The organism is Pseudomonas sp. (genome assembly GCF_050739995.1).
Taxonomy (GTDB): domain Bacteria; phylum Pseudomonadota; class Gammaproteobacteria; order Pseudomonadales; family Pseudomonadaceae; genus Aquipseudomonas.
This window is the reverse complement of record NZ_JBOICG010000129.1, coordinates 1-15,636: the sequence shown is the minus strand read 5'-3', so window position 1 is coordinate 15,636 and position 15,636 is coordinate 1. Positions and strand designations below refer to the sequence as shown.

15 protein-coding genes are annotated in these 15,636 nt (G+C 60.5%); 9 read left to right on the top strand and 6 right to left on the bottom strand.

All coding sequences use genetic code 11. The features are described from left to right. Positions 1 to 140: 140 nt before the first annotated feature. The 4 genes from rpoH to ftsY form a co-directional block, all read right to left on the bottom strand. On the bottom strand, positions 141 to 995 hold the full coding sequence (rpoH, locus tag ACRESD_RS04490) for an RNA polymerase sigma factor RpoH (protein WP_016972967.1): 855 nt from the start codon (positions 993 to 995) through the stop codon (positions 141 to 143). Positions 996 to 1,124: 129 nt separating this feature from the next. Further along, a complete protein-coding gene (gene ftsX, locus ACRESD_RS04485; protein ID WP_431749819.1) occupies positions 1,125 to 2,150 on the bottom strand; it encodes a permease-like cell division protein FtsX in 1,026 nt (341 codons plus the stop codon). Continuing rightward, entirely contained in the window at positions 2,147 to 2,818 is a 672-nt protein-coding gene (gene ftsE / locus ACRESD_RS04480) for a cell division ATP-binding protein FtsE (protein ID WP_003176700.1), read from the bottom strand. The genes ftsX and ftsE overlap by 4 nt, the downstream gene beginning before the upstream one ends. After that, a complete protein-coding gene (gene ftsY, locus ACRESD_RS04475; RefSeq protein WP_431749818.1) occupies positions 2,815 to 4,203 on the bottom strand; it encodes a signal recognition particle-docking protein FtsY in 1,389 nt (462 codons plus the stop codon). Before ftsY ends, ftsE begins: the two co-directional genes overlap by 4 nt. Before the next feature lie 338 nt (positions 4,204 to 4,541). Here ftsY and ACRESD_RS04470 point away from each other — a divergent pair, with 338 nt between their 5' ends. The 4 genes from ACRESD_RS04470 to ACRESD_RS04455 all read left to right on the top strand — a co-directional run bounded on the left by ACRESD_RS04470 (position 4,542) and on the right by ACRESD_RS04455 (position 9,123). After that, a complete protein-coding gene (locus ACRESD_RS04470; RefSeq protein ID WP_431749817.1) occupies positions 4,542 to 5,897 on the top strand; it encodes a M16 family metallopeptidase in 1,356 nt (451 codons plus the stop codon). Continuing rightward, entirely contained in the window at positions 5,890 to 7,380 is a 1,491-nt protein-coding gene (locus ACRESD_RS04465; protein ID WP_431749816.1) for a M16 family metallopeptidase, read from the top strand. The genes ACRESD_RS04470 and ACRESD_RS04465 overlap by 8 nt, the downstream gene beginning before the upstream one ends. After that, on the top strand, positions 7,380 to 7,988 hold the full coding sequence (rsmD, locus tag ACRESD_RS04460; protein WP_431749815.1) for a 16S rRNA (guanine(966)-N(2))-methyltransferase RsmD: 609 nt from the start codon (positions 7,380 to 7,382) through the stop codon (positions 7,986 to 7,988). Before ACRESD_RS04465 ends, rsmD begins: the two co-directional genes overlap by 1 nt. A gap of 139 nt (positions 7,989 to 8,127) precedes the next feature. Then, a complete protein-coding gene (locus ACRESD_RS04455) occupies positions 8,128 to 9,123 on the top strand; it encodes a hydrolase (protein WP_431749814.1) in 996 nt (331 codons plus the stop codon). 120 nt (positions 9,124 to 9,243) lie between these two features. On the opposite strand, the gene ACRESD_RS04450 is transcribed toward ACRESD_RS04455, so the two are convergent. Together ACRESD_RS04450 and ACRESD_RS04445 are read right to left on the bottom strand one after the other, a co-directional pair. Continuing rightward, positions 9,244 to 10,098 (bottom strand): sulfurtransferase, encoded by an 855-nt coding sequence (locus ACRESD_RS04450; RefSeq protein ID WP_431749813.1) that lies wholly within the window; start codon positions 10,096 to 10,098, stop codon positions 9,244 to 9,246. A 33-nt stretch (positions 10,099 to 10,131) separates the two neighbouring features. Then, positions 10,132 to 10,803, bottom strand: coding sequence for a TetR/AcrR family transcriptional regulator (locus tag ACRESD_RS04445; RefSeq protein ID WP_431749812.1), 672 nt, complete (start codon positions 10,801 to 10,803; stop codon positions 10,132 to 10,134). Positions 10,804 to 10,949: 146 nt separating this feature from the next. Between ACRESD_RS04445 and ACRESD_RS04440 the strand changes: the two genes are divergently transcribed. From ACRESD_RS04440 to ACRESD_RS04420, 5 genes are all read left to right on the top strand, one after another. Beyond that, positions 10,950 to 12,377 (top strand): coniferyl aldehyde dehydrogenase, encoded by a 1,428-nt coding sequence (locus tag ACRESD_RS04440; RefSeq protein ID WP_431749811.1) that lies wholly within the window; start codon positions 10,950 to 10,952, stop codon positions 12,375 to 12,377. A gap of 28 nt (positions 12,378 to 12,405) precedes the next feature. Further along, entirely contained in the window at positions 12,406 to 12,951 is a 546-nt protein-coding gene (locus ACRESD_RS04435) for a twin-arginine translocation pathway signal protein (protein WP_431749810.1), read from the top strand. A 60-nt stretch (positions 12,952 to 13,011) separates the two neighbouring features. Continuing rightward, the gene (locus ACRESD_RS04430) at positions 13,012 to 14,607 is read left to right on the top strand and encodes a GMC family oxidoreductase N-terminal domain-containing protein (protein ID WP_431749809.1); all 1,596 of its coding nucleotides are present in this window, start codon (positions 13,012 to 13,014) and stop codon (positions 14,605 to 14,607) included. 103 nt (positions 14,608 to 14,710) lie between these two features. After that, positions 14,711 to 15,190, top strand: a complete 480-nt coding sequence (gene coaD, locus ACRESD_RS04425) for a pantetheine-phosphate adenylyltransferase (protein WP_003176711.1) — start codon at positions 14,711 to 14,713, stop codon at positions 15,188 to 15,190. A 102-nt stretch (positions 15,191 to 15,292) separates the two neighbouring features. Beyond that, positions 15,293 to 15,544: a YfhL family 4Fe-4S dicluster ferredoxin gene (locus ACRESD_RS04420; RefSeq protein WP_431749808.1), complete on the top strand. Its 252-nt coding sequence runs from the start codon at positions 15,293 to 15,295 to the stop codon at positions 15,542 to 15,544. The last annotated feature ends 92 nt before the right edge of the window (positions 15,545 to 15,636 follow it).

Here is a 15,636-nt window from a genome sequence, read left to right as displayed (position 1 = left end):
CAGATGTATTGCCTGACACGGCCTCATCGCAGGCAAGCCAGATCCCACATTGAACTGAGATGGGCTTTGAGACTATCTGAGCCCAAACAAAAATGCCCCGATCTCTCGATCGGGGCATTTTCTTGTCTTTTCGCAGCGTTTTAGGCAGCGATCGACAGCTTCAGCTTATTCATCGCGCTTTTCTCAAGCTGACGAATCCGCTCCGCCGACACGTTGTACTTCTGTGCCAGGTCGTGCAGCGTGGCTTTATCTTCCGCCAGCCAACGCTGATAGAGGATGTCACGGCTGCGGTCGTCCAGCACTTCCAGCGCTTCGTGCAGGTTGTGGTTGGAGTTGTCGCTCCAGTCGGCATCTTCCAGTTGACGCGCCGGGTCGTACCGGTGGTCTTCCAGGTAGTTGGCCGGCGATTGGAAGGCACTGTCGTCGTCCGCTTCGGCAGCCGGGTCGAAGGCCATGTCATGGCCGGTCAGGCGACTTTCCATCTCGCGCACTTCACGGGGCTCCACACCGAGGCTTTCGGCCACGCGGTGGACTTCCTCGTTGTTGAGCCATGCCAGGCGTTTTTTCTGGCTGCGCAGGTTGAAGAACAGCTTGCGCTGGGCCTTGGTGGTCGCGACTTTCACGATGCGCCAGTTGCGCAGGATGAACTCGTGGATTTCCGCCTTGATCCAGTGCACGGCAAACGACACCAGGCGCACGCCCATTTCAGGGTTGAAGCGCTTTACAGCCTTCATCAGGCCGACGTTGCCTTCCTGGATCAGGTCAGCCTGGGCCAGGCCGTAGCCGCTATAGCTACGGGCGATATGTACGACAAAACGCAGGTGGGCGAGCACCATCTGCCGAGCCGCCCCCAAATCCTGCTCATAGTAGAGACTCTCGGCCAGTTCACGCTCCTGCTCAGGCGTCAGCAATGGAATGCTGTTCACCGTGTGCACATAAGCCTCCAGGTTCGCACCCGGGACCAAGGCATAAGCAGGTTGCAAAGAAGTGGTCATACGAAAAAACCTCCGACTCACATAACTCGTGCAGTTCAGCACTGCGAAAATTGACCGGGAACCGTAGGAAAAGTTCCCTAAACCACCAATACGGTCAATACAAACGAAACCACATTAATCTGACATTAACTACTTCGGTGCCAGCTCGCGTAAATGACGAGCGACCGCAATCCAAGCACCGATATACCCCAACAGCACTGCGCCAAGCAAGAGACTCAGACCATCGGCAACCGGCACGCCGGCCAGCGCAAAATCACTGCCATACAAGCCGGCAAGCCCGATGACCGCGTCGTTCAGCCAGTCAAGGCCAAACGCCAGCACGCCCCAGGACAAAATCCCGGCACCCAAGCCATAAAGCGCGCCCATGTACAGAAAAGGACGACGCACATAGCTGTCCGTGCCGCCGACCAGTTTAATCACTTCTATCTCGGTGCGACGGTTTTCAATATGAAGACGAATGGTATTGCCTATCACCAAAAGTAATGCAGACACCAACAGCACCGTCAGGCCGAACACAAAGCGATCGCCCAGCTTGAGGATCGCCGCCAGGCGCTCCACCCAGACTAGATCAAGCTGCGCCTGTTGCACCTTGGGCATCTCTGCGAGTTTTTGTCGCAGGGCCTCAAGGGCCGGTTTGTCGACTTCGTTCGGCGTCACCAGCACCACGCCCGGCAGCGGGTTCTGCGGCAGCTCTTTCAGCGCCTCGCCCAGCCCGGATTGTTGCTGGAACTCTTCAAGGGCCTGGTCGCGACTGATGTACTCAGCATCCGCCACGCCCGGCAGGTTCTTGATGTCATCGCGCAGCCCCTCGCCATCCTTGGTGCTGGCGTCGAGGTTGAGGTAAAGGGAAATCTGCGCCGCACGCTGCCAGGACCCGCCCAGGCGCTCCACATTATTAAGCAGCAGCGACAAACCCATCGGCAGACTCAACGCCACGGCCATCACCAGGCACGTGAAGAAGCTGCCAATCGGCTGCTTGCCCAGGCGGCGCAGGCTGTCGAGCAGGCTGGCGCGATGGCTTTCGATCCAGGCGCGCAGCAGCGTGCCGAAGTCCGGGCCATCGTCCTCGTCGTGCTTTTTCTTCTTCGACGGTTGCGGGTCGGCCGCTTTCGGCGCCACGCGTTCGGAAACTTTAGGGCTGCGAGTGGCACTCATACACCAGCCTCCCCGTCACCGATCAAGCGACCGCGTTGCAGGGTCAGCATGCGGTGGCGCATGCGAGCGATCAGCGCCAGGTCGTGGCTGGCGATCAGCACACTGGTGCCCAGGCGGTTGATGTCTTCGAACACGCCCATGATTTCGGCGGCAAGACGCGGGTCGAGGTTACCGGTGGGTTCGTCCGCCAGCAGCAAGGCCGGGCGGTGAACGATGGCGCGGGCGATGCCGACGCGCTGCTGCTGGCCGGTGGACAGGTCGCCTGGGTAAAGGTCGGTCTTGTCCGACAGCGCCACGCGCTCCAGGGCCGAATCCACACGCTTGATGATCTCGGCCTTGGACAGCCCGAGAATCTGCAACGGCAGCGCGACGTTATTGAACACCGTGCGATCGAACAGCAACTGGTGGTTCTGGAACACCACGCCGATCTGGCGACGCAGGAACGGAATCTGCGCATTGCTGATGGTCGCCAGGTCCTGGCCGGCCAGCAGCAGCTTGCCGGTGGTCGGGCGTTCCATGGCCAGCAGCAGACGCAACAATGTACTTTTGCCAGCACCCGAATGGCCGGTGACAAACAAGAATTCGCCACGGCGCACTCGAAAGCTCAGCTCATGCAAGCCCACATGCCCGTTGGCATAGCGTTTACCGACCTGCTCGAATCGAATCATGAACGCTCCCGCTCGGCAAACAGTGCCTGTACAAAGGGTTCGGCTTCAAAGGTGCGCAGGTCATCGATACCTTCACCGACACCGATATAACGAATCGGCAACCCGAACTGTTTAGCCAGGGCGAAAATCACGCCACCCTTGGCCGTGCCGTCGAGCTTAGTCAATGCCAGGCCGGACAGTTGCACCGTCTGGTTGAATTGTTTGGCCTGGTTGATGGCGTTCTGACCAGTACCGGCGTCCAGCACCAGCAATACTTCGTGGGGCGCGTCTGCGTCGAGCTTGCCGATCACCCGGCGCACCTTCTTCAGTTCTTCCATCAGGTTGTCTTTGGTGTGCAGGCGACCGGCGGTATCGGCGATCAACACATCGATGTTGCGCGCCTTGGCGGCCTGCACGGCATCGAAGATCACCGAAGCAGAGTCGGCGCCGGTGTGCTGGGCGATTACCGGGATCTTGTTGCGCTCGCCCCACACTTGCAGCTGTTCAACGGCAGCGGCGCGGAAGGTGTCGCCCGCAGCCAGCATGACTTTCTTGCCTTCAGACTGCAGCTTCTTGGCCAGCTTGCCGATGGTGGTGGTCTTGCCGGCGCCGTTGACGCCCACGACCAGGATCACAAATGGCTTGTTCGGCGTGATCACCAGCGGGGCTTCCACGGGCTTGAGCATCGCTGCCAGCTCGGCCTGCAGGGACTTGTACAGTGCGTCGGCGTCAGTCAGTTGCTTGCGCGCGACCTTCTGGGTCAGGCTCTGGATGATCACGGCGGTGGCTTCGACGCCCACGTCGGCGGTCAGCAGGCGGGTTTCGATGTCTTCCAGCAGTTCGTCATCGATGACCTTCTTGCCCAGGAACAGGCTGGCCATGCCTTCGCCGATGCTGGCGCTGGTCTTGCTCAGGCCCTGCTTGAGACGGGCGAAGAAGCCGGTTTTGCTGGTTTCGGCAGCGGCAGCAACCACAGGCTCTGGCTCGACGGCAGCAGGAGCCGCCACTTCTACGACCGGCGGCGCCTCGACCACCACCGCCACTGGCTCAACGACCGCAGGAATCGGTGGCGTGATGTGTTCGGCCTGTACGTCTTCAACCAGCGCCACCGGTTCTTCAGCCACTGGCAATTCCAGCCACGGCTTGTGCTCAGGTTCTGGCTCCGACTCTGCTTCCGGCGCCGCCTCGACCACTGGCTGCAACACCGGCTCAGCCATCGGCAGCACCACCGGTGCCGGAGTTTCAGCAACCGGTTCGGCTTCTTTTATTGGCTCAGGAATCGGCTCAGGTTGCACCTGTGGCTGTTCGACGACGGTTTCCTGCGGCTTTTTGCGCAGCCATCCGAACAGGCCTTTTTTCTCGCCAGCCGCAGCTGGGCTCTTCTTGTCGTCGTTGGAACCAAACATGGAGGACGGCTATCTCAAAGTAGCGATGCGCCAAGGCGCCTCGGTAAATAAATTCGATGCAGAACAGACTGCTTTAAGGCTGGCTTGTTCATGCGCAACATTTTGTAAGGCGTAAATAAATGCCTTAACGAATCGTTTCAATAAAGGACTGAAGCGATAACATCGGCGAAAAGTGGAAGATCGTCGGGGAAACCCACGTTCTATTCCAGCATTCCTACGACTTGATCCGGCACGATATGGTGGCCGCAGTGGCCGACCCTAAGTCGGATCAGTATCCTAGCACCTCCTCGCCCGCCGACGCTAAGACCAAGCGGGCAGCCCAACAGGTTTAAAAACGAATGAATGCTCTAGCCCGCCGCGCCGCAGGCCTGCTGCTCAGCACAGTTTGTCTGCCCCTTTCAGCTCTGGCTGCCGACCCACAACCCACCCATGAATTCACCCTGGATAACGGCCTCAAAGTGGTCGTGCGCGAAGACCATCGCGCGCCGGTGGTGGTTTCCCAGGTCTGGTACAAGGTGGGATCGAGCTATGAAACCCCGGGCCAGACCGGTTTGTCCCACGCCCTGGAACACATGATGTTCAAGGGCAGCGCCAAGGTCGGCCCCGGCGAAGCTTCGCTGATCCTGCGCGACCTGGGCGCCGAGGAGAACGCCTTCACCAGCGACGACTACACCGCCTACTACCAGGTGCTGGCCCGTGATCGCCTGGGCGTTGCCTTCGAACTGGAAGCCGACCGCATGGCCAGCCTGCGCCTGCCGGCCGATGAGTTCAGCCGCGAAATCGAAGTGATCAAGGAAGAGCGTCGCCTGCGCACCGACGACAACCCGATGTCCAAGGCTTACGAACGCTTCAAGGCCATGGCCTATCCGGCAAGCGGCTACCACACGCCGACCATCGGTTGGATGGCCGACCTTGAGCGCATGAAAGTTGAAGAACTGCGCCACTGGTATCAGTCCTGGTACGTGCCGAACAACGCCACCCTGGTGGTGGTCGGCGATGTAACGCCGGATGAAGTGAAAAACCTGGCCCAGCGTTACTTCGGCCCGATCCCCAAGCGTGACGTGCCGCCCGCCAAGATCCCGCTGGAGCTGGCCGAGCCCGGTGAACGCCTGCTGACAATGCGCGTGCAAACCCAACTGCCAAGCGTCATCCTCGGCTTCAACGTACCCGGCTTGGCGACTGCCGAAGACAAGCGCTCGGTACAAGCCCTGCGCCTGATCTCGGCGCTGCTGGATGGCGGCTATAGCGCACGCATTTCGGAGCAACTGGAGCGCGGTGAAGAGCTGGTCTCCGCCGCCTCCACCAGCTACGACGCCTATACCCGTGGTGACAGTCTGTTCACCCTGACGGCCACGCCAAACCAGCAGAAGAAAAAGACCATTGCCCAAGCCGAAGCCGGCCTGTGGCGCCTGCTGGATGAACTGAAAGCCAAGCCACCGACCACTGAGGAACTGGAGCGTATCCGCGCCCAGGTCATTGCCGGCGTGGTCTACCAACGCGACTCCATCACCAGCCAGGCCACGGCCATCGGCTCCCTGGAAACCGTCGGCCTGTCCTGGAAGTTAATGGACACCGAACTGGCTGACCTGCAAAGCGTGACGCCGGAAGATATCCAGAAAGCCGCACGTACCTATTTCACCCGCGAACGTCTGAGCGTCGCCCATGTTCTGCCTGAGGAGACCGCTCATGAGTGATCGCAAAAGCAGCCGCCTGATTTTTCCCGGCCTGATCGTCGTCACCCTGATCGCCGCGAGCGCCGTGTATTTCCTGCGTCCGAGCGAGTCCGTCGCCAGCCAGGCATTGGACAAGGCGCAATCGGCCAACAAACTGCAATCCTTGGCGGAGCTGGACGGCAAGGCGCCGACGAACCGCAAGCTCGACGTACAAACCTGGAACACCGCCGAAGGCGCCAAGGTCCTGTTCGTCGAAGCCCATGAACTGCCGATGTTCGACCTGCGTATCCTGTTCGCCGCCGGCAGCAGCCAGGACGGCGACGCGCCGGGCCTGGCGCTGATGACCAACGCCATGCTCAACGAAGGCGTACCGGGCAAGGATGTCAGCCAGATCGCCAGCGGTTTTGAAGGCCTGGGTGCCGACTTCGGTAATGGCGCGTACCGCGACATGGCGCTGGTGTCCTTGCGCAGCCTGAGCGACAGCGACAAACGCGACGCAGCCCTGAGCCTGTTTGATCAGGTGATCGGCAAGCCGACCTTCCCGGCCGACTCCCTGGCGCGCATCAAGAACCAGATCCTCGCCGGCTTCGAATACCAGAAACAGAACCCCGGCAAACTGGCGAGCCTGGAACTGTTCAAGCGCCTCTACGGTGACCACCCTTACGCACACCCGAGTGAAGGCACGCCCGAGAGTGTTCCAAAAATCACCCCGGCCCAACTGCAAGCCTTCCACGCCAAGGCTTACGCCGCGGGCAATGCAGTCATTGCAGTGGTCGGCGACCTGACCCGCGCCGAAGCCGAGGCCATGACGGCCAAGGTTTCCGCAGCGCTGCCCAAAGGCCCGGCACTGGCCAAGATCGCCCAACCCGTTGAGCCCAAGGCCGGCCTGAGCCATATAGAGTTTCCATCCAAACAGACTCACCTGCTGTTCGCCCAACTGGGTATCGACCGCGCCGATCCGGACTACGCGGCCCTGTCCCTGGGCAACCAGATTCTCGGTGGCGGCGGCTTCGGTACTCGCCTGATGAGCGAAGTCCGCGAAAAACGCGGCCTGACCTACGGCGTGTACTCCGGCTTCTCGCCGATGCAGGTACGCGGCCCGTTCATGATCAACCTGCAGACCCGCGCCGAAATGAGTGGCGGCACCCTGCGCCTGGTTGAAGACGTGCTGGCCGACTACCTCAAGACCGGCCCGACGCAAAAGGAACTCGATGACGCCAAGCGCGAGCTGGCGGGCAGCTTCCCACTGTCGACGGCGAGCAACGCCGATATCGTCGGGCAGCTGGGCGCCATGGGTTTCTACAACCTGCAGCTGAGCTATCTGGAAGATTTCATGAAACAATCCCAGGCCCTGACCGTAGAGCAGGTCAAGGCTGCCTTGAACAAACACTTGAGCGCCGACAAGATGGTCATCGTGACCGCCGGCCCGACGATTGCGCAAAAGCCACTACCGCCCCCCACTGATAAACCTGCCGAGCAACCGCTCGGGGTTCCGGAGCATTAATGGCCAGTTCATCTCGCCCGAAAAAACCCGTCCACAACGTGCATAACGGTGTGGGCCAACTGCGTATCATTGGTGGCGAATGGGGCAGCCGCAAGCTGAGCTTCCCCGACGTCGTGGGCCTGCGCCCAACACCCGATCGCGTGCGTGAAACCCTGTTCAACTGGCTCGCGCCGTACATCGGTGGAGCCAAGGTGCTGGACCCGTTTGCCGGCAGTGGCGCGCTGTTCCTCGAAGCGCTGTCCCGTGGCGCGGCCCAAGGCCAGGCGCTGGATGCCAGCAATGTGGCGGTTTCCAGCCTCAAGGAACACCTGGGCACCCTGCGCTGCACCACCGGCCAGGTCCAGACGGCCGATGCATTGCGCTATCTGGAAACCCAGCCGGCCAGCGAATACGACGTGGTGTTCCTCGACCCACCGTTCAACCAGAACCTGCTGCCGACTGTGTGTGCGTTGCTGGAAGAACGCCAATGGCTGGCGGCGGATGCGTGGATCTACACTGAAAGCGAGACCGCACCCTCCACCCTTGGCCTGCCGGGCAGCTGGCGCCTGCATCGGGAGCAGAAGTCCGGTCGGGTGTATTACGCACTGTGGCACCGCAACACCTTGTAGTGAGCGAGCTTGCCCCGCGCCGGGTGGCGAAGTCGCCCCAAAACCAGACGCCTGAGTTCTACCTGGATGCATGCATTGGACGGATTGGGGCGGCTCCGCCACCCAGCGCGGGGCAAGCCCGCTCACTACAGAGATCTGCATGAAGCCTTCTTCTGAAACCTTCAAACCCGCCTTCGGCCTCGGCAACCCCCATCTGCAAACGCTCTGGGGGCCGCTATGGCGCCCGACCACCCACATCGAACGCCAACGCGAACGCTTGTGGCTGGACGATGGCGACTTCCTCGACCTCGACTGGCACGGCCCCCACGACGCGCAAGCACCGTTGGTGCTGGTGCTGCACGGGTTGACCGGTTCATCCAACTCACCCTATGTAGCCGGCCTGCAAAAAGCCCTCGCCACCCAAGGCTGGGCCAGCGCGGCGTTGAACTGGCGCGGTTGCTCAGGTGAACCGAACCTGCTGGCGCGCAGTTATCACTCCGGCGCCAGTGAAGACCTGGCAGCAACAATTGCGCACCTGCGAGCCAAACGGCCGTTGGCGCCACTGTATGCGGTGGGTTATTCGCTGGGCGGTAACGTGCTACTCAAGCACCTGGGGGAGACCGGTGAAATGTCCGGCCTGCAAGGCGCCGCGGCGGTGTCGGTGCCATTTCGCCTGGATCAGTGTGCAGACCGTATCGGGCTGGGGTTTTCGCGGGTTTATCAAAAGCACTTCATGCGCGAGATGTTGGCGTACATCCGCACCAAGCAGAGCCGCTTTCAGCAGGATGGCCGGTCTGACGGGCTTAAAACCCTGGAAGACCTTGGCTCACTGGAGAAGATGCGCACGTTCTGGGACTTCGACGGGCGGGTCACCGCGCCGCTGCATGGTTTCCTCAGCGCCGAGGACTATTACCGCCGTGCATCGAGCCGTTATTACCTGGGGGCGATCCGCACGCCGACCCTGATCATCCAGGCGGCGGATGACCCGTTTGTGTTTGCCCACAGCTTGCCCGAGGCGAGGGAACTGTCGGAGTGCACCGAATTCGAGCTGCTGGCCAAAGGTGGGCATGTGGGGTTTGTCGACGGCTCGCTCAAGCAACCAAGCTATTACTTGGAGCGCCGGATTCCGAAATGGCTGCTGGCACAACACGGTTAAAAAATGTGGGAGCTGGCTTGCCTGCGATAGCGGCATATCAGCCAACAATCAGTTTGCTGACACCCCCTCATCGCAGGCAAGCCAGCTCCCACAGTTGATTGGGTTTACACCTCAGTCGATTCAGTCGCCTGTAGCAATTTCACGCTCAGGATCAGTAATCCACTCGCTCCACGACCCCGCGTACAGCTTCCCTAACGGGTAGCCGGCCAGGCTCAGGGCAAACAGGTTATGGCACGCCGTCACACCTGATCCGCAATACGCCACCAGCTTATCCGGCGAGCGGCCCTGCAGCTGCGTAGCGAAACGCTGCTTGAGCTGTTCAGCCGGCAGGAAACGGCCGTCACTGCCCAGGTTTTCATTGAATGCCGCACATTGGGCACCGGGAATGTGCCCGGCGATTGGGTCGATGGGCTCCACTTCGCCGCGAAAACGCGGTTGGGCGCGGGCGTCGATCAAGGTCATGTCCGGTTCGCCCAAGCGTTTTTGCAGGTGTTCGGCATCCAATAGCAGATGATTGTCCGGCGCACCGCTGAACGTTCCCGGCTCAACCACCGGCGCATCCAGGCTCAGCGGGAAGCCGGCCGCATGCCAAGCCTTGAGGCCACCGTCCAGAATAAACACCCCCTCCCGCTTGCCCAGCCAGGCCAGCAGCCACCAGGCGCGGGCGGCATAGGCGCCAGGGCCGTCGTCATACAACACGATGTCGGTGTCGGCGCTGATGCCCCAGGTTTTCAACTGTTCAATCAAGGTGTCCGCTGCCGGCAATGGGTGACGACCGGTCACGCCTTTGGTCACCGGGCCGCTGAGATGGCGCTCCAAGTCGGCGTATTGCGCGCCTTCGATATGCCCTTCGGCGTAGCTGCAACGCCCATAATCCGGGTCTTCCAAGGCGAAACGGCAATCCAGGGTCACCAACCCTCCACGCTGTTGGCGCTCGGCCAGTTGCTGGGGGCTGATCAGTTGGGCAAGCGGCATGACGGACTCCTGTGAACAGATTCGGGAAAGGCTCTACTTCACTTCTTCCAGTGCCTGATTCAACGGCACGTAAAACTCTTTAAACAATGCATCCACCGCGTCCTTGGCCGCTGGCGCGACAAACCCCGCCTCCAGCACCAGCACCTGGTACACCCCACGCTTGATGGCTTCGGCGCTCAAGTGGGCGGAGTTTTCATTGGTGGTGCACAGGAAACGTACCCAGGACGTGAGGATGATCCAGGCGTTGAGGGTCAGGGCTTCGGTTTGCACCGGGTCCATATTGAGGATGCCGGCATCGACAAACCCCTGATAGATGGCATTGCCCTGTACCAGGCAGCGCTGGGAGAACCGTCGGTAGCCGGTAGCCAGCTCCGGGTCGCTTTCCAGCAGATGTTCGAGGTCGCGATGTAGGAAACGGTAGCGCCACATGCCGGCCAGCACGGCCTGCAGGTAGAAGCGCTTGTCTTCGACGGTGACGGCACGGCCTTGGGGTGGGCGCAGGAAACTGTCCACCAAGGTTTCGTATTCACGAAACAGTACGGCGATGATCGCCTGCTTGTTGGGGAAGTGGTAGTACAGGTTGCCCGGGGAAATTTCCATATGAGCAGCAATATGGTTGGTGCTGACACTGCGCTCGCCCTGCTGGTTAAAAAGCTCCAGGCTGGTTTGCACAATGCGCTCGCTGGTCTTTACTCGTGGTGCCATAGGGGATCAGCTTCTGTACACGTGATGAGGCATCTTACGGCCTATCCTTGCCAGGATAAATCCGCATGTTGCTGCAATGTTATTTGACATTTTAGAGCAATGACTCTAATAAATGGTGCATTCCAATAATAGTCGGGAACTGCGCCATGTCTGCCAACGTTGCCTACCTGCAAGATTCCCAGGCACTGGATCAACTCCAGCACCTGTTCGACGCCCAACGTCGTGCCTATGCGGCCAACCCGATGCCGTCGGCCGCGCAACGCCAACAATGGCTCAAGGCCTTGTCCGATCTGCTCAGTGACGAACGCCAAGGGTTGATCAACGCGATCAACCAGGACTTCAGCAACCGCAGCGCCGACGAAACCCTGTTCGCCGAACTGATGCCCAGCCTGCATGGCATTCACTACGCCAGCAAACACCTCAAGGGTTGGATGAAACCCTCCCGCCGCGCCGTAGGCATTGCCTTCCAACCGGCGTCGGCCAAGGTCATCTACCAACCGCTGGGTGTCGTGGGTGTGATCGTGCCTTGGAATTACCCGCTGTACCTGGCTATTGGCCCACTGGTCGGGGCGTTGGCGGCGGGTAACCGGGTGATGCTCAAACTCAGCGAGTCCACACCTGCCACTGGCGAACTGCTCAAGGCACTCTTGGCGAAAGTCTTCCCCGAGGACCTGGTATGCGTGGTGCTGGGGGAGGCCGAAGTGGGCATGGCGTTTTCCAAGCTGCCCTTCGACCACCTGCTGTTTACCGGTGCCACCAGCATCGGCAAGCATGTGATGCGTGCGGCGGCCGAACATCTCACGCCAGTCACCCTGGAGCTGGGTGGTAAATCCCCAGCCATCGTTTCCGCCGATGTGCCGCTCAAGGATGCCGCCGAACGCATCGCCTTCGGCAAAGCCTTGAACGCCGGGCAAACCTGCGTGGCACCGGACTACGTGCTGGTGCCGGAAGATCGCGTCGAAGGCTTCGTTGAAGCCTACACCCAGGCTGTTCGCGGGTTTTATCCAACCCTGGCCGACAACCCGGACTACACCGCCATCATCAACGAGCGGCAACTGGCCAGGCTCAATAGCTACGTCAAAGACGCGACCGATAAAGGTGCCACGTTGATTCCGCTGTACGACCAGGGCCAAGCGCGGCGCATGGCCCATAGCCTGCTGCTGAACGTCAACGATGACATGATCGTGATGCAGGATGAGATCTTTGGGCCACTGCTGCCGATCGTGCCTTATCGCGGCCTCGACCAGGCTTTTGCCTACATTAACCAACGCCCTCGCCCACTGGCCCTGTATTACTTCGGCTACAACAAGGGCGAACAAAACCGAGTACTCCACGAAACCCACTCCGGCGGCGTATGCCTGAACGACACGCTGCTGCATGTTGCCCAGGACGATATGCCGTTCGGTGGCATCGGCCCATCGGGCATGGGCCACTACCATGGCCATGAAGGCTTCCTGACGTTCAGCAAAGCCAAAGGCGTACTGGTGAAACAGCGCCTGAATGCGGCGAAGTTGATCTACCCGCCTTATGGAAAATCAATCCAGAAGCTCATCCAGAAGCTGTTTATCCGCTGATATCGCCACCCTCGGGACCATAAAAACAATGAACCCCAGCCTGACTGAATCACCCGTGCTGTCACGGCGCGGCGTCTTGAAAATCGGCCTGTGTGCCAGCGCCTTCCTGGCCACCGCCGGGTTGGGCGCCAGCCTCAGCGGCTGCTCCAGCAGCACCCCGGCCAGCGGCTTTGCCATGCTGCGCAGCAGCGACCTGCCCTTCCTGCGAGCGGTGATCCCAGTGCTGCTCGAAGGCGCAGCCAGCGCCCAGGAAGTGGCCAGCGGGATTGAAGACACCCTGAAAAAACTCGACTACAGCCTGCAACACCTGTCGCCGGAAATGTTCAAGCTCACCCAGCAACTGTTCGACGTATTAGGCATGGGCATCACCCGTGGGCCGTTGACCGGAATCTGGGGCAGTTGGGAAAACGCCAGCGCAGACCAGATCCGCAACTTCCTGTATCGCTGGGAAAACAGCTACCTGAACCTGCTGCGCATGGGCCAGGGCTCGCTGCTCAAGCTGGTGATCATGGCCTGGTACTTCCGGCCGGCATCCTGGGCCCATTGCGGCTACCCCGGGCCGCCGAAGATCTAACCCTGGAAACCCAGCTCCCACAGTGACTGTAACTTCATACAAAAATAAGAGTTCATTCCTATGCCCGTACCCGATCTGTTCCGCGACGGCCTGGCCCGCGGCTGGAAAACCCACAATGGTGCCGCCCTCGACCATGACCTGACTCTGGAAGCCGACGTGGCGATCATCGGCAGCGGTGCGGGAGGGGGTACCACGGCTGAAATCCTCAGTGCCGCCGGCTACAAGGTGCTGCTGATCGAAGAAGGTCCACTCAAAACCAGCAGCGATTTCAAACTGTTGGAGGACGAGGCCTACGCCAGCCTGTACCAGGAAGGCATTGGCCGCATGAGCAAGGACGGCGCGATCACTATCCTGCAAGGCCGAGCCGTGGGTGGCACCACGCTGATCAACTGGACGTCCAGCTTCCGCACGCCCGACGCCACGCTCTCACACTGGGCCAGTGAATACGCGGTCAAAGGCCACAGCAGCATCGAGATGGCGCCATGGTTCGAGAAAATGGAGCAACGCCTCGGCATCGCCCCCTGGGCCATTCCGCCCAATGCCAATAACGATGTGATCCGTAAAGGCTGCGAAAAACTCGGCTATAGCTGGCATGTGATCCCACGCAATGTACGCGGCTGCTTCAACCTGGGTTATTGCGGCATGGGCTGCCCGGTCAACGCCAAGCAATCGATGCTGGTGACCACGATCCCTTCCACCCTGGAAAAAGGCGGCGAACTGCTCTACCTGGCCCGGGCCGAGCACCTCAAGTACAGTGGCGACACCATCAGCAGCCTGGAATGCGTAGCCATGGACGAGCGCTGTGTGGCGCCCACCGGCCATAAAATTACAGTCAAGGCCAAGCATTACGTGCTGTCTGGTGGAGGCATCAACAGCCCGGCGCTGCTGATGCGTTCGGATGCGCCCGACCCGCATTCGCGCCTGGGCAAGCGTACGTTCCTGCACCTGGTGAACTTCTCCGCGGGGCTATTCGACGAGGTGATCAACCCGTTCTACGGCGCACCGCAGTCAATCTATTCCGACCACTTCCAATGGCAGGACGGCACCACCGGCAAAATGTCCTACAAGCTCGAAGCACCGCCCCTGCATCCGGGATTGGCCAGCACCCTGTTCGGTGGCTATGGCACGCAAAACGCACTGGAGATGGGCCAACTGCCCCACACCCACGCCATGCTGGCGTTGCTGCGCGACGGCTTTCACCCCGACAGCCAAGGCGGCACCGTGGGCTTGCGTGGGGACGGCACGCCGGTGCTCGACTATCAGGTTTCGCCTTACGCCTGGGACGGTTTGCGCCGGGCCTTCCACAGCATGGCCGAGATCCAGTTCGCAGGAGGCGCCAAGTCGGTCAAGCCGCTGCACCACGATGCGCGTTACGTCAACACCTTGGCTGAGGCACGCAGCCTGATTGACGGCCTGAGTCTGGAACTGCATCGCACCACCCTGGGCAGCGCCCATGTGATGGGCGGTTGCGCCATGGGTGAAGATCCCAAAAACGCGGTAGCCGACAGCCTGGGTCGCCATCACCAGTTGCGTAATCTGTCGATCCACGACGGCTCGCTGTTCCCCACCAGCATTGGTGCCAACCCGCAATTGTCGGTGTATGGCTTGACCGCACAACTGGCGACGGCGTTGGCCGAACGTCTGAAAACGGCATGAATAAACCGGGTATTCGCGGTATCTATCTACATAAGTCGACTTGGCCGACCGGGATGGCTGCGATACCATCCGGTTCCCCAACGGACTCCGCCAGGACGACGCGATGAACCGAGTGTTGTACCCAGGTACCTTCGACCCGATTACCAAAGGCCATGGCGATCTGGTCGAACGCGCCTCTCGCCTGTTCGATCATGTGATCATTGCGGTCGCGGCCAGCCCCAAGAAAAACCCGCTGTTTCCCCTGGAACAGCGCGTGGAGCTGGCGCGTGAGGTCACCAAGCACCTGCCCAATGTGGAAGTAGTGGGTTTCTCCACACTGCTGGCACATTTCGCCAAAGAGCAGAATGCCAATGTATTCCTGCGTGGCCTGCGTGCGGTGTCGGACTTCGAATACGAATTCCAACTGGCCAACATGAACCGCCAACTGGCGCCGGACGTGGAAAGCCTGTTCCTCACACCGTCGGAGCGTTATTCGTTCATTTCCTCGACGTTGGTCCGTGAAATCGCGGCGTTGGGCGGGGATATCACCAAGTTCGTGCACCCGGCCGTGGCCGATGCACTGACGCTGCGCTTCAAGAAGTAACACCGCTCAATCGGCGCCCGCTCGCACTGCGGGCGCCAATGCGGCACAATTGCCCGCATTAGTTTTCAGATGCCTTGGCTGACGGCCCTGGCAGGAGTTTCCATGTCCCTGATCATCACCGACGATTGCATCAATTGCGACGTCTGCGAACCCGAGTGCCCGAACGCTGCGATTTCCCAGGGTGAGGAGATCTACGTGATCGACCCCAACCTGTGCACCCAGTGTGTCGGCCACTACGACGAGCCTCAATGCCAGCAAGTGTGCCCGGTGGATTGCATTCCGCTGGATGAAGCCCATCCGGAGACGGAAGAGCAGTTGATGGCCAAGTATCGCAAGATTACCGGCAAGTCCTGAGGTTCAGCAGCGCCTGTCAGGGCCTCTTCGCGAGCAAGCCCGCTCCCACAGTTAACCGAGTTCCAACATGAGAATGCGGTCGAATGTGGGAG

What these genes read in the sequence shown, in the direction of transcription:
- ACRESD_RS04445 (WP_431749812.1), bottom strand. Translation starts at nt 10,803, where the DNA reads ATGGCACCACGAGTAAAGACCAGCGAGCGCATTGTGCAAACCAGCCTG.
- ftsY (WP_431749818.1), bottom strand. Translation starts at nt 4,203, where the DNA reads ATGTTTGGTTCCAACGACGACAAGAAGAGCCCAGCTGCGGCTGGCGAG.
- ACRESD_RS04435 (WP_431749810.1), top strand. Translation starts at nt 12,406, where the DNA reads ATGAACCCCAGCCTGACTGAATCACCCGTGCTGTCACGGCGCGGCGTC.
- ftsX (WP_431749819.1), bottom strand. Translation starts at nt 2,150, where the DNA reads ATGAGTGCCACTCGCAGCCCTAAAGTTTCCGAACGCGTGGCGCCGAAA.
- rsmD (WP_431749815.1), top strand. Translation starts at nt 7,380, where the DNA reads ATGGCCAGTTCATCTCGCCCGAAAAAACCCGTCCACAACGTGCATAAC.
- ACRESD_RS04420 (WP_431749808.1), top strand. Translation starts at nt 15,293, where the DNA reads ATGTCCCTGATCATCACCGACGATTGCATCAATTGCGACGTCTGCGAA.
- rpoH (WP_016972967.1), bottom strand. Translation starts at nt 995, where the DNA reads ATGACCACTTCTTTGCAACCTGCTTATGCCTTGGTCCCGGGTGCGAAC.
- ACRESD_RS04430 (WP_431749809.1), top strand. Translation starts at nt 13,012, where the DNA reads ATGCCCGTACCCGATCTGTTCCGCGACGGCCTGGCCCGCGGCTGGAAA.
- ACRESD_RS04440 (WP_431749811.1), top strand. Translation starts at nt 10,950, where the DNA reads ATGTCTGCCAACGTTGCCTACCTGCAAGATTCCCAGGCACTGGATCAA.
- ACRESD_RS04465 (WP_431749816.1), top strand. Translation starts at nt 5,890, where the DNA reads ATGAGTGATCGCAAAAGCAGCCGCCTGATTTTTCCCGGCCTGATCGTC.
- ACRESD_RS04470 (WP_431749817.1), top strand. Translation starts at nt 4,542, where the DNA reads ATGAATGCTCTAGCCCGCCGCGCCGCAGGCCTGCTGCTCAGCACAGTT.
- ACRESD_RS04455 (WP_431749814.1), top strand. Translation starts at nt 8,128, where the DNA reads ATGAAGCCTTCTTCTGAAACCTTCAAACCCGCCTTCGGCCTCGGCAAC.
- ACRESD_RS04450 (WP_431749813.1), bottom strand. Translation starts at nt 10,098, where the DNA reads ATGCCGCTTGCCCAACTGATCAGCCCCCAGCAACTGGCCGAGCGCCAA.
- ftsE (WP_003176700.1), bottom strand. Translation starts at nt 2,818, where the DNA reads ATGATTCGATTCGAGCAGGTCGGTAAACGCTATGCCAACGGGCATGTG.
- coaD (WP_003176711.1), top strand. Translation starts at nt 14,711, where the DNA reads ATGAACCGAGTGTTGTACCCAGGTACCTTCGACCCGATTACCAAAGGC.